This is a genomic window from Martinezella tropici (assembly GCF_008370325.1).
GTDB lineage: Bacteria > Pseudomonadota > Alphaproteobacteria > Rhizobiales > Rhizobiaceae > Rhizobium > Rhizobium tropici_B.
Map to the genome: position 1 here is coordinate 197,929 of NZ_VNIP01000003.1, position 12,920 is coordinate 210,848.

Sequence of the window (12,920 nt, forward strand, 5' to 3'; positions counted from 1 at the left end):
GAGGGATGCGACATATCCCACTTGCCTCCCTTCGCGCCTTCGAGGCCGCCATCCGTCATGAGAGCTTCGCCAAAGCGGCGAGCGAGCTCAATCTCACGGCTGCGGGCGTAAGCCAGCATGTGCGCACAGTGGAGGGATGGCTTGATATCAAGCTCTTTACGCGCCATGCCCGTGGCGTGACGGCGACGATGGCGGGCCGAGAATTCGGAACAGCGGTTGCAAACGGCCTTGGACATATCGAGATCGCGGCTCGACGGTTGAAGCTGGACGGCAATGAGAGGCCCGTCAGCGTCGCATGCATTGCTTCCGTCGCCACCCGCTGGCTGATACCGCGATTACCTGAATTCAGGAAGGAACACCCCGAGATCCATATCAATATCGTCTACGCACTCGATGCGAGGACGCCGGAAGCAGCGAGCGTCGATCTGCTGATACGCCATGGCCCAAAACCCGGCGCAAACGCCATCTCGCTTCTGACCGCGGAAACGAGGCCGACCTGCGCGGCGGAATACGAGCATCGTCATGGCCCGATCAGGAAGCCGGCCGATCTTCTCGATCTGGATCTGTTGCACGATGAGACGACAACAGCCTGGACACGCTGGTTCGCCCTCGAGGGCATCCGCCAGTCTCCCAAACCTGGCCCGATCTTTGCCGATTTCAGCCTGATGATCGGTTCCGTCATCGGGGGACAGGGCATTGGTCTTTGCCCGACCGCGCTCATTGCCGAGGAGCTGGCCAATGGAACGCTGGTTACCCTGTTCGATACGCCGTCGGATACGGAAAAATCCTATTGGCTGCTCGAGGCCAGCCGACTTTCCGATGAGGCGCAAATCTTTCGCGAATGGCTGATTGCCGCCAATGGCCAAGCCGTTTCGGCGACGGATCTGTGAATAGCGCGATTGGAGCAATTCCAGGGCCTAGGAATTGCCGGATAAATGGATGATGACGTTCGTCAGATGCGCATCCAATATCCGGTTTGGGGCCGCGAGCGGAAAGTCCGCTATTGGATGTCAGAAAGACAAATCGGCCCGGAGAGAATGCCGAACCTGAACGCATAGCAATCGTTTGACGTAGCGCCAGATCTCATCTCATATCGCCTTCAGTTGGAGCGCGGCGACCGGTCGGCAGATTGGCTTGAGAAATAGCGTGCGGGCGTGGTGCCGAGCGCCTTCTTGAACATCACGATGAAGGCGGTCGGCGACTCGTAGCCGAGATCGCTCGAGACCCTCTGTACCGACGCGCCGCTGGCCAGTTCGCGCAAGGCGATGACAAGATGCAACTGGCGCCGCCACCGGCCGAATGTCAGTCCGGTTTCCTCGACCATCAGCCGCTTGAGGGATCGCTCGCTCATAGCGACATGTGCCGCCCAGTCGGCAAGTGTGCGGCGATCGCTTGGGTCATCCGTCAAGGCAGCGGTGATCGCGTTGATCTTGGGATGATGGGATGCGGGCAGCGACAGCGCCTCTATCGGCATCTGCACCAGTTCGTCAAGCATGACCCTGACCAGACGCTCAATATGTTCATTCCCGGCAAAATTGACCGGCACATCTGCCAGGCGCAGGATCATCTCACGCAGCATCGGCGAGACAGAAAGGGTGCAGCACTCCATAGGCAGCGCCGCTGCGCCGGGCTCGACGAACAGGTAGGAGAGATGGGCGTTGGACGTGGCCTGGTTGCTGTGAAGAATGCCCCCCGGTATCCAGACGCCGCAATCCGGTGGAACAATCCAGAGGGCTTTCTCCGTCCTGCAGGTGACGGCGCCGTGCAGGGCCATGACAAGCTGTCCCTGGCGATGCTGGTGCAGAGGCACTTCGGCCTTGTACTGGCTGAAGTCGAGACGCACGGCGAATGCCGTGCGATCCAGACTATCGGGATCGCACTCAGCATAACAGCTCAACAACGCTTCGGAAGATTGGCCTGATTTAGAGATCATGTGGCATTATCTCCAAATTCGCCAGGTCTGCAATGGGCTACCGTTCAGTGATCAATCATGGAACGGAGTGTGTTATGAGAATTGCTGTCGTTGGTGCAACGGGACGAGTTGGGGACAAGCTTACCCGAACCCTTTTGAGCGCCGGGCATCAGGTAAGAGCCCTGTCCAGAGGTGGTCCGGCGCTGGAAGAGCTGGTTTCGCTCGGCGCAGAGCCCTTCATCGGAAGCTTTGATAGTGGGACGGGTGATCTCCACGCATTTTTCCGCGATGTCGATGCCGCGTTTCTGATGGTCAAGACAGACTGGAACAAGATCAAGACAGACTGGAACGACTTCGAGGGTCACTATCCCGTCGTGGCCCAGCGTTTTGTCGATGCGCTTGAAAAGTCCGACGTCAAGCTGGCCGTGAGCCTGACCGCCATGGGGTCCGAGGTCAACGCGAAGACCGGCCATTTCAAGGGCTTCCACCATCTCGACACCAAGCTCAACGAACTGGGCTCGATCGATCTGGTTCACCTGCGTGGCGCCTGGTTCATGGAAGATACGGTTCAGTGGATCAGGCCGGTTGCTAGATATGGCCGCATTGGGTGGTCCTGCCTGCCGGATCTGAAGATGCCATGGGTGGCAATTGATGACATTGCATGCCTGGCTGCCAGGGAACTGACCAATCCAAGAGGCAGACACCGGGTCAACCTTGAGGTCGGCTCTGAGGACATCTCCATGAATGACCTGGCCGCGATCATCAGCGCTCAGATCGGCAAGCCGGTCGACTATCGCTACATCGATACGAAGCGCGAAGAGGTGAAAGCCGAATTCATCGGGCGGTTCGGGACGCCGGAAAGATGGCATTACGACGTACTTACGACTGAAGCCCTGAACAGCGGCCTCGTCAAGTTCCACGGGCAGCATGAGGATCGCCCGCAACTGCCGACGACGATGGAAGCGTTCATCCGCGACGTCTGGAAGCCAAGCTACCTGGCAAACGGGGCGCCCCTGGAAGATGAGCAGGAGACCTTTGCTCTGTGGTGTGCGAAGGACTAACCCCCTCGCAGGCAGCTCATTCCGGCTGCCTGCAGTATCCTTAGCGTCGGCCTATAGCCGACGCTGACGAAGCGATATGACCAGGGGAATGACAGCTTCCAGGCGGCCCCGCGAACCGCTGTCCGAAATGGACGCACAGAGCCGCCATAACAATCCGAGATATGAACGCCAACTCCGGGCCGGAAGCGGAAATAAATTCCGATCCCGCGCAATAGGTGCAGTCCCTAGGGCAGGATTTGAACCAACGATCGCCGCCGAGCGCGAGATATTTGCGCCAGGTGCCGATACCCTCAAAGACTTTCAGGAGTAATGGTCAGAAAACGGACCGGTTCGGGATCGACGTCGGTATCGATCAAACCCAGCCGCTTCAGGGTCAGGTCGATGGCACGGCGGGCCTGAACTTCCGGAGCCTGATCGAGAACGATCGTCATCAAGCGCTCTTTGAGATAGCTGCGCGTGGCATCGGATAGTTCATGGCCGACCCAGAAGACGGGTCGCTTACGGTGCCGGTGCAGAACCGTGGCGATGGCGGCGTTGTCGCCGCCGGCGCTATAGAGGCCGGCAATATCGGGGTATTTGGCAAAGGCGCTCGTCAGCAGTTCCATCGTCTTCATCTCGTCGTCCTCGTCGAACATGACCTCGGCGAAGCGATGGGCTGGATTGGCATCCGCAGATAAGTAGTTGGAAAATCCGCGGATGCGCGCCTTGTGGTTCTCGTAAGCGCCGCTGTGGCACAGCGCGACGAAGGTGCCGGAGATGCCGGCCTGCATGCGCGCCATGTAGAAAGCGGCGGTGCGGCCGGCGGCCTCGTTATCGATCCCGACATAGGCGAGTTCCGGCGCCGGCCGCGTCATGATCTGCACGACGGGAATGCCGCCGGCGGCGGCCTTGCGGACACTGCCGACCACATCGGGATGATCAGGCGCAACGACGATCAGGGCCGAACGACGTGCCTGCGGATTGGCGATATGACGCGAGAAATCGGCGGGATCGTCCTCGCGCGCAAAGGTCCGCTGGATCTGGATATCCTTGTCGAGCAAGGCGGCGATGCGCTCGAAGGCGCGATTGAGCCTCGAGTAGAAATAGGTTTCAGGCCGGAGCAGCACGACCTCGATGCGCACCAGACCGTGCCTGGCGCCGGCAAGCGGCGCGCGATAGCCGAGCCGCTTGGCCGCAATGAAGATCTTCTCCGCCGTCTCCGGCAACACGTTGCCGCGCCCGTTCAGCGCGCGCTCGACCGTCGCAGCTCCCACACCCGCGGCAGCCGCCACATCCTTCAGCGTAACCTTGGCCACTCGCCCCTCGCCCTCCAAACCGATGATCAGAATTGATCATAGATTCGCGAGCAACGAAAGAGGATCGACCGTTAGCCGAAGCGAGCCACGAGAAAGTCGATAGCACTGCGCAACATTGCCGTCGGACGCCGATCCGGCGCATAGACCAGATGCATCGGCGTGGGCTTGTAAGACCATTGCGGCAGCACCGGCTCAAGCCGGCCGGCATCGAGATCGGCTGCGAGCAGCAATTCCGGCTGCAGCACGATACCGGCTCCATGCAGAGCGGCAACGCGCAGAGCCCCGCCCTGGTTCGTGGTGAACCGGCCCCTTATGGCGATTTCGCGGGTTTCTCCCTCGGGACCGACGAGATGCCAGCGGCCCTGCAGGCGCCAGTAGGAATGGCCGAGGCATAGATGATTGGCGAGATCCTCGGGGGTTTGCGGCCTGCCGCAACGGTCCAGATAATCCGGCGACGCCGCGAGAATGCGCCGATAGGGCTTCAGCGGGCGAGCGACGAGATTGGTATCCGTCAGCTCGCCGATATGGAAGCCGAGTTCATATCCCTCGCCGATCAGATCATGCGGATTGTTGTCGAGCGCCAGGTCGACGCTGACTTCGAGATTCTCATGCAAATAGTCGACAAGCGCCGGCACGAGGCTTTGCGTCCCGAAGCTGACGGGTGCTACCAGCCGCAAGCGCCCGCGCGGAGCCGATTGCAGTTCGGATGCCGAAGATTCGGCCAGTTCCACCTCCGCCAGCACCGTCTTGCAGCGCTCGTAATAAAGCTTGCCGACCTCTGTCAGTTGATGACGACGCGTCGTGCGGTGAAGCAGGCGCGCGCCGAGCCGTTGCTCGATCGTCTTGATATGTTTGGCAACCATGGCTGACGACACCTGGCTGATGTCGGCTGCGGCGGCAAAGCTGCCATGCTCGACCACTCTGACGAACATCGCCATGCCGGCCAATTTGTCCACGATTGCATACCTATAGGTTTGGAGTGAAGCAAATCGTAGCGTATTTATCACCCACTGGTTTTGCAAGATAGTCCGTGGCGCCTGAGGTCAGGCCGCAATCTATCGCCATAATCCATCAAGGAGTCACCATGCCCATCCTGCGCTTGGAAATGCATCCCGGACGCACACAGGACCAGAAACGCGCCTTCGTTCGCGAAGCGACCAGGGTCGCCGTCGAAACGCTCGTCTGCCCGCCAGAATCGGTGGAAATCATCATTACCGAGATCTCGAAGGATTCCTGGGCAACAGCGGGCAAACTGAAATCCGATAATTGATCCGATTTCATGATGATGGCCTGGCGATCGTAACTGACCGTCAGGCCTCGTCCGGCATCAGGCGCCGGCGCCCCCAGGTTTCGGCCCAATCCATCAGACGCACCATCTCCTGCCTAAGGGCGTGGGAACGGATGATGTCGGCTGCGTGGTTCGGATTGGTGCGCGGGTTGTAGAATGTGCTGATCTCTTCGCCACTCTCCCGCCGCGCCGCCTCCAGGCGGGATTTCACGTCCTCGACTTCGGCCTTCACCGCAAAGTACCGCTTCATGACCTCGACAAGGTCGCGGTCGCTTGCATTCATTTCCATACATACTCCGCCTTACTAATTTTAGCTCCTTGCAATGATCCGATTCGAATGGCGAAATCTAGGTCATTGTTTAGCCGGCAGAGGAGTTGGCCGGCGAAAGCCTCTTCGACCGAGTCAGGACATGCATGGAGGGTGCGGCTGATTTACGACCAGTTTTCCTTGACCGACTGCATCACCACATTGGTGGATGTGCTGGCCACGAAAGGAAGGCTGGAAATTTTTTCGCCAAGTACGATGCGGTAGCGGCGAATGTCCGATGTCCGCACCTTGAGGAGATAGTCGAAGCGACCGGCGATCATGTGGCACTCTTCGATTTCCTTGATCTTCTTGACGGCATTGTTGAAGCTGAGCAAAGCTTCCTCGCGGGTATCGGTCAGCTTCACTTCGGCAAAGGCGACGTGATCGAGGCCGAGCTTGATCGGATTGAGTATGGCCTTGAAGCCATCGATATAGCCGGAATCGATCAATTTCTTCAGGCGTGCCTGGCATGGAGTTTTGGAAAGACCGACCCGTTCGGAAAGCTCGGTGATCGACATGCGGCCGTCCTCGACCAGCGCGTCGAGGATCTTTTGATCGAATTGGTCAATTTCACTGGATTTGGTCATTTTAGCAGGCATTCCCATTTGAAATAGACGCTATTGAAGTTCAATATGACTGGAAAGCCGCAGTTTCAAGGCGGAACGCTTTTCTGGAATGAAGTATGTTCCCGATCGAAGCAACGGGAGGGCCGCGTGTGGCAATCATTAAGGCTCACTCAAAGCCATCGGGACCCTTGCACCTTGAGGTTATCATGACTGTCTCTGCCAAGCTCGCCACTGAAGAACCAGCTCCAGACGCTCCCCCATTTTTGCATTTCGCGCCGCCCATTCGCGAGCAAAGCCCGCTCCGCCAGGCAATTACAGCCGCCTATAGACGTCCCGAAACCGAATGCCTGCCCGCCCTGATCGAGGCGGCTACCCTGCCGGAAGCCACTCGCGAGGCGACAAGGAAAACGGCCAAGAAGCTGATCGAAGCCTTGCGCGCCAAGCACAAGGGCGATGGTGTCGAAGGGCTGGTGCAGGAATATTCCCTTTCGAGCCAGGAAGGTGTTGCGCTGATGTGCCTTGCCGAGGCACTGCTGCGCATCCCAGACACCGCGACGCGCGATGCGCTGATCCGCGACAAGATCGCCGGCGGCGACTGGAAAGCGCATCTGGGCGGTGGCCGCTCGATGTTCGTCAACGCTGCGACCTGGGGCCTCGTGGTCACCGGCAAATTGACCTCGACCGTCAGCGAAAGCGGGCTTTCCGCCTCGCTGACAAAGCTGATCGCCCGCGCCGGCGAGCCGGTCATCCGCCGCGGTGTCGATATGGCCATGCGCATGATGGGCGAACAGTTCGTCACCGGTGAGACCATCGATGAGGCATTGAAGCGTGCACGCTCGCTCGAAGCAAAGGGCTTCCGCTATTCCTACGACATGCTCGGCGAAGCCGCGACGACGCATGCCGATGCCGAGCGCTACTATCGCGACTACGAAAACGCCATCCATGCGATCGGCAAGGCATCCGCCGGCCGCGGCATCTATGAAGGCCCCGGCATCTCCATCAAGCTTTCGGCGCTGCATCCGCGCTATTCGCGTTCGCAGGCCGAGAGAGTGATGAGCGAGCTTCTGCCGAAGGTGAAGGCGCTGGCGCGGCTCTCCAAGGGCTACAATATCGGCCTGAACATCGACGCCGAGGAGGCGGATCGACTGGAGTTGTCGCTCGATCTGCTGGAAGAGCTGTGCTTTGATCCGGATCTGTCCGGCTGGGACGGCATTGGCTTTGTCGTGCAGGCCTATGGCAAGCGTTGCCCCTTCGTCCTTGATTTCATCATCGATCTCGCCCGCCGCTCCAAGCATCGCCTCATGATCCGCCTCGTCAAGGGCGCTTATTGGGATGCCGAGATCAAGCGCGCGCAGCTGGATGGCCTCGAAGGATTTCCCGTCTACACCCGCAAGATCTACACGGATGTCTCCTACCTCGCCTGCGCCAGGAAGCTGCTTGCGGCAACCGATGTGGTTTTCCCGCAATTTGCCACCCACAACGCCCAGAGCCTGGCCGCGATCTACCACATGGCCGGAAGCGATTTTTCCGTCGGCAAATACGAGTTCCAGTGCCTGCATGGCATGGGTGAGCCACTCTATGAAGAGGTCGTCGGCGCTCAAAAGCTTGACCGCCCGTGCCGCATCTACGCGCCTGTCGGCACGCATGAGACGCTACTCGCCTATCTCGTGCGGCGCCTGCTTGAGAATGGCGCCAACTCCTCCTTCGTCAACAAGATCGCCGATCCGGCCGTGCCTGTCTCTGAGTTGATTGCCGATCCGGTCGAGCGGGTGGGCGCAATGACTGTCGTCGGCAAGCAGCACGACAAGATCGTGCTTCCTGCCGACCTGTTCGGCGGCGTGCGGCAGAATTCCGGCGGCGTCGATCTGTCGAACGAGACGGCGCTCTCCGATCTATCCGCGCGGCTGCTGGCCTCCGCAGCCAGAGATTGGACCGCAAAGCCGCTCCTTGCCGACGGCTCCGAGCGCGGTACGGCCCGTGCCGTCCTCAACCCAGCCGACCATGCCGATGTCGTCGGCCACGTCACCGAACTCGAAACACAGGATGCGGCCGATGTCATGCGGCTTGCGGCGGCCGGCGCCGAGCAATGGGCGGGCGTAAGCCCCGACGAGCGCGCCGCCATATTGGAGAGTGCCGCCGATCTCATGCAGAACGAGATGCCGGCCCTCGTCGGCCTCACGATCCGCGAAGCCGGCAAATCGGCCGCAAACGCCGTCGGTGAAATCAGGGAAGCGATCGACTTCCTTCGCTATTACGCCACGCAGGCACGCAAGGTGCTGAAACCGGAAAGCGTGCCGCTCGGCCCTGTCGTCTGCATCAGCCCATGGAATTTCCCGCTGGCGATCTTCACAGGCCAGGTCGCGGCAGCACTCGTGGCCGGCAATCCCGTCGTCGCCAAGCCGGCCGGCAATACGCCACTGATTGCCGCCCAGGGTATTCGCATCCTGCACGAAGCCGGGATTCCGCGCGATGTCCTGCAATTCGCCCCCGGCAGCGGCAGAATGGGTGCAGCACTCGTCGGCTCGCCCGAAACCGCAGGCGTCATGTTCACCGGCTCGACGGAGGTCGCCCGCCTGATCCAGGCGCAGCTTGCCGAACGGCTGTCCAAATTCGGCAAGCCGATCCCATTGATCGCCGAAACCGGCGGCCAGAACGGCATGATCGTTGACTCCTCGGCCCTTGCCGAACAGGTGGTCGGCGACGTGATCGCATCGGCCTTCGACAGCGCCGGACAGCGCTGCTCGGCATTGCGGGTCCTTTGCCTGCAGGAGGAAGTGGCGGATCGTACCCTGACCATGCTGCGCGGCGCGCTTCGCGAGCTCTCTGTCGGCAAGACCGACCGGCTTGCGATCGATATCGGCCCGGTCATCGACGACAATGCCAAGCGCGGCATCGACGAGCATATCGCGCGCATGCGCGGGCTCGGATGCAACGTCGAACAGCTCGATCTTCCCGAGAGCGCCGACAAGGGCACCTTCGTTGCCCCGACCATCATCGAATTGAAGAAGCTCAGCGACCTCAAGCAAGAGGTCTTCGGTCCGGTTCTTCATATCATACGCTATCAGCGCAAGGGACTGGACAAGCTCATCGCCGACATCAACGCCTCCGGCTACGGCCTGACCTTCGGCCTCCATACTCGGCTTGACGATATGATCGCCCATGTGACCGAGCACGTGCGGGCCGGCAATCTCTATGTCAACCGCAACATCATCGGCGCTGTCGTCGGCGTCCAGCCCTTTGGCGGTCGCGGCCTGTCCGGAACCGGTCCGAAGGCGGGCGGCCCGATGTATCTGCGCCGTCTGGTCGCCTCCTCGACCGAACAGTTGCGCGATGCCTCGGTGCAAAGCGATCCGGCCGTGAGGCAGTTCATCGCCTGGCTCGAAAGCAAGGGTGCCGCGGACGCGGCAAAGCAGGCGCGCGCGATCGCCGCCCAGTCGTCGCTGGGCTTCAATATCGAGCTACAGGGCCCGGTCGGCGAATTGAATCTTTACGCACTGCATCCGCGCGGCAGGATCCTCATCGCTCCGCAGACGGCGCTCGGCCTTAATGTTCAGATCGCCGCAGGGCTTGCGACAGGCAATTCGATCGTCATCGATGCGGCATCGGGTTTACAGGACGAACTTCGCGGCCTGCCGGCTCAGGTCGCCAATCGCATCTCCTGGACGAAAGACTGGGCGGCGGATGGGCCATTCGCCGGCGCCCTCATCGAAGGCGATGCCGCGCGGGTCCAGCAGGCGGTCAAGACGATCTCGGCCATTCCAGGCCCGCTGGTTCTCACCCAGGCGGCGTCGAGCGAAGAGATCGCCAAAAATGCCGATGCCTATTGCCTGAACTGGCTGCTCGAAGAGGTGACGACATCGATCAACACCGCTGCAGCCGGCGGCAATGCCAGCCTGATGACGATCGGATAACGTCTTCACAATTTGCAATTTACGCGACGGCCGGACCGACAAGATCCGGCCGTCGCTTTTTGGCTTCACCCCCATGTTTAGCCACCGCCCCCACTAAAATGGGCAGCCGCGGAGCATTAGCCTTCGCTCTTGGAGGCGACTTCCGTGCCGGCATAGAATTTTATGGGAAAAGCTTTTCTCATATTGACTCTTGAATTGAGAAAAGCTTTTCTCAAGAAAATTCAAATGGGAGAAGGCATCTGGAAAATCAGCGTGCGAAAAGCGGACGTGCAACGATTCACGATGTTGCGGCGGCTGCGGGCGTAAGCATCTCAACGGCATCCAAGGCCTTGAACAATACCGGCCGGATGGGCGAGGAAACCAGGGAAAGGGTCAAGCGTGCCGCGACCGAAATCGGCTTCCGCCCAAATGCGCTCGCCAAGGGGTTGCTCAGCAATCGCACCTTCACGATCGGTCTTCTGACCAATGATACATATGGTCGCTTCACGCTGCCGGTCATGGCCGGCATCACGGAGGCACTCGTCGATCACGGCGTCTCGGTCTTCCTCTGCACGATCGAGGACGACCCGGCACTTGGAAAGGTTCATGTGGACGCGATGCTGGACAAGCATGTGGATGGCATCATCGCCTCTGGGAAGCGGATCGACCGCCGCCTGCCCGTTGATCTGTCCAACCTGCCGGTCCCGGTCATCTATGCATTCACCGAGGGGGCTCCGGGAAGCGTCACCTTCTGCGCCGACGACTATCAGGGGGCGGCGCTTGCCGTCGAATGGCTGCGGGGGCTCGGGCGGCAGCGCATCGCGCACGTGACCGGCCCTGAAAGCTTCGTTTCGGTGCGCGAGCGCGCCAAGGCCTATCACGATCTCGCCGGCGGCGAGCTGCCGGTCATGTACGGCACATGGTCCGAGGCCTGGGGCCATGAGGCGGTGGCACAATTATGGGGCTCGGCCGGGGCAAAGCCGGACGCGATCTTCTGCGGCAACGACCAGATCGCCCGCGCTGTCGTCGATGCGCTTCGCGAGCGCGGCGTGCGGGTGCCGGACGATGTCTCGGTGGTCGGCTTCGATAATTGGGAGATCGTCGCCGCCCAGACGCGGCCGCCACTGACGACGGTCGACATGAATCTTAAAGCCCTTGGCCGCGAGGCCGGGCTGACGGTTCTTGCTTTGGCGGAGGGCCGAAGCGTCGAACCGGGCATCAGAACTTTGCCGTGCGAGCTTATCGTGCGGCAATCGTGCGGGGGAAGCCCCGATCATTGATAGAGGAAAAGGGGCTGACGGGAGTAGCCCCATGGGAGGAGAACATGATGAAGCGCTTTCTGGCCGCAACCGGCCTCATATCCTTAATGCTTGCATCCGGTGCATCTGCCGAAAACATCTCCATGTGGGTCCGAAGCGGCATCGGCGATTCCTTCAAAAAGGTCGTCGAGGCCTATAATGCCGGCCATGACGACAAGGTCACGCTGACGGAAGTGCCCTTTAGCGAACTCGTACAGAAATATGCGACTTCGATTGCCGGCGGCCAGGCGCCAGACGCCTTGTCGATGGACCTCATCTATACGCCGGCCTTTGCCGCCGCCGGTCAGCTGGAGGACCTGACGGACTGGGCAAAGAGCCTGCCCTATTTCAATTCGCTGTCGCCCTCGCATGTGAAGCTCGGCACCTATGATGGCCATATCTACGGCCTGCCGCTCTCGGTCGAGACCTCGGTCTTTGCCTGGAACAAGGATCTCTACAAGAAGGCCGGCCTCGATCCTGAAAAGGCCCCGGCCACCTGGGACGAGATCGAGCAGAATGCCGAAAAGATCCGCGCGCTTGGCAGCGATACCTATGGCTTCTATTTCTCCGGCGGCGGCTGTGGCGGCTGCATGATCTTCACCTTCACGCCGCTCGTCTGGGGTGCCGGCGCCGACATTCTCTCGGAAGACGGCAAGAAGGCAACGCTCGACACGCCGCAAATGCGCAAGGCCGTTGGCTTTTACCGCGACATGGTCAAGAAGGATCTGGTGCCAGCGGGAGCCGCGAGCGACACCGGCGCCAATTTCCTCAGCATCAGCAACGGCAAGATCGGCCAGCAGAGCATCGGCGCGTTTTCGATCGGCACGCTGATCACGCAGTATCCCGATATCCACTTCGGCGTGACGCTGATCCCCGGCGTCGACGGCAAGCCGTCATCCTTTGCCGGTGGCGACAATTTCGTCATCTCCAAGGGCACGAAGAAGCTCGATGCCGTGAAGAAGTTCCTCGAATACACCTATTCGCTCGAGGGACAGAAGATCATGGCGAAATACGGCAGCTTGCCGACGCGCGGCGATATCGCCGATCAGGTGCTTCAGGGCCTGGATCCGCGCATGCGGGTCGGGCTGAAGGCAATCTCTGTCGCCAAGACGCCCTATACGCTGCAGTTCAACGACCTGATCAACAGCGCCAACGGACCGTGGGCGGGCTTCACCAATGCAGCCATCTTCGGAAGCGATGTCGATGGCGCATTCTCCAATGCCCAATCGGAGATGCAGTCGATCATCGACAACGCCCAACAATAATCAATCCATGAATGCCGGGGAGCCTTGACGCTCCCCGG

General features: G+C 60.4%; 11 protein-coding genes. 6 read left to right on the forward strand and 5 right to left on the reverse strand.

Annotation, left to right across the window (positions count from 1 at the left end; genetic code table 11):
• Positions 1-5: 5 nt before the first annotated feature.
• Entirely contained in the window at positions 6-890 is an 885-nt protein-coding gene (locus FP026_RS03830; protein ID WP_149633298.1) for a LysR substrate-binding domain-containing protein, read from the forward strand.
• Between the two features lie 209 nt (positions 891-1,099).
• On the opposite strand, the gene FP026_RS03835 is transcribed toward FP026_RS03830, so the two are convergent.
• Positions 1,100-1,933 carry an AraC family transcriptional regulator gene (locus FP026_RS03835; protein WP_149633299.1) on the reverse strand — a complete coding sequence of 278 codons (834 nt, stop codon included), beginning with the start codon at positions 1,931-1,933 and terminating at the stop codon, positions 1,100-1,102.
• A 74-nt stretch (positions 1,934-2,007) separates the two neighbouring features.
• Between FP026_RS03835 and FP026_RS03840 the strand changes: the two genes are divergently transcribed.
• Complete coding sequence (locus tag FP026_RS03840) at positions 2,008-2,973, forward strand: NmrA family NAD(P)-binding protein (protein ID WP_149633300.1); 966 nt, start codon at positions 2,008-2,010, stop codon at positions 2,971-2,973.
• 290 nt (positions 2,974-3,263) lie between these two features.
• On the opposite strand, the gene FP026_RS03845 is transcribed toward FP026_RS03840, so the two are convergent.
• Both FP026_RS03845 and FP026_RS03850 read right to left on the reverse strand, forming a co-directional pair.
• On the reverse strand, positions 3,264-4,268 hold the full coding sequence (locus FP026_RS03845) for a LacI family DNA-binding transcriptional regulator (protein WP_149633301.1): 1,005 nt from the start codon (positions 4,266-4,268) through the stop codon (positions 3,264-3,266).
• A 71-nt stretch (positions 4,269-4,339) separates the two neighbouring features.
• On the reverse strand, positions 4,340-5,224 hold the full coding sequence (locus FP026_RS03850) for a LysR family transcriptional regulator (protein WP_149633302.1): 885 nt from the start codon (positions 5,222-5,224) through the stop codon (positions 4,340-4,342).
• Positions 5,225-5,352: 128 nt separating this feature from the next.
• Between FP026_RS03850 and FP026_RS03855 the strand changes: the two genes are divergently transcribed.
• Positions 5,353-5,538, forward strand: a complete 186-nt coding sequence (locus tag FP026_RS03855; RefSeq protein WP_149633303.1) for a 4-oxalocrotonate tautomerase — start codon at positions 5,353-5,355, stop codon at positions 5,536-5,538.
• Positions 5,539-5,578: 40 nt separating this feature from the next.
• On the opposite strand, the gene FP026_RS03860 is transcribed toward FP026_RS03855, so the two are convergent.
• Together FP026_RS03860 and FP026_RS03865 are read right to left on the reverse strand one after the other, a co-directional pair.
• Positions 5,579-5,845 carry a hypothetical protein gene (locus FP026_RS03860; protein ID WP_149633304.1) on the reverse strand — a complete coding sequence of 89 codons (267 nt, stop codon included), beginning with the start codon at positions 5,843-5,845 and terminating at the stop codon, positions 5,579-5,581.
• 143 nt (positions 5,846-5,988) lie between these two features.
• Entirely contained in the window at positions 5,989-6,450 is a 462-nt protein-coding gene (locus FP026_RS03865; protein ID WP_112342267.1) for an Lrp/AsnC family transcriptional regulator, read from the reverse strand.
• 185 nt (positions 6,451-6,635) lie between these two features.
• Between FP026_RS03865 and putA the strand changes: the two genes are divergently transcribed.
• From putA to FP026_RS03880, 3 genes are all read left to right on the forward strand, one after another.
• On the forward strand, positions 6,636-10,340 hold the full coding sequence (putA, locus tag FP026_RS03870; RefSeq protein WP_149633305.1) for a trifunctional transcriptional regulator/proline dehydrogenase/L-glutamate gamma-semialdehyde dehydrogenase: 3,705 nt from the start codon (positions 6,636-6,638) through the stop codon (positions 10,338-10,340).
• A gap of 239 nt (positions 10,341-10,579) precedes the next feature.
• Positions 10,580-11,599 carry a LacI family DNA-binding transcriptional regulator gene (locus FP026_RS03875; protein WP_149633306.1) on the forward strand — a complete coding sequence of 340 codons (1,020 nt, stop codon included), beginning with the start codon at positions 10,580-10,582 and terminating at the stop codon, positions 11,597-11,599.
• A 44-nt stretch (positions 11,600-11,643) separates the two neighbouring features.
• Positions 11,644-12,882, forward strand: a complete 1,239-nt coding sequence (locus FP026_RS03880) for an ABC transporter substrate-binding protein (protein WP_149633307.1) — start codon at positions 11,644-11,646, stop codon at positions 12,880-12,882.
• Positions 12,883-12,920: the final 38 nt, after the last annotated feature.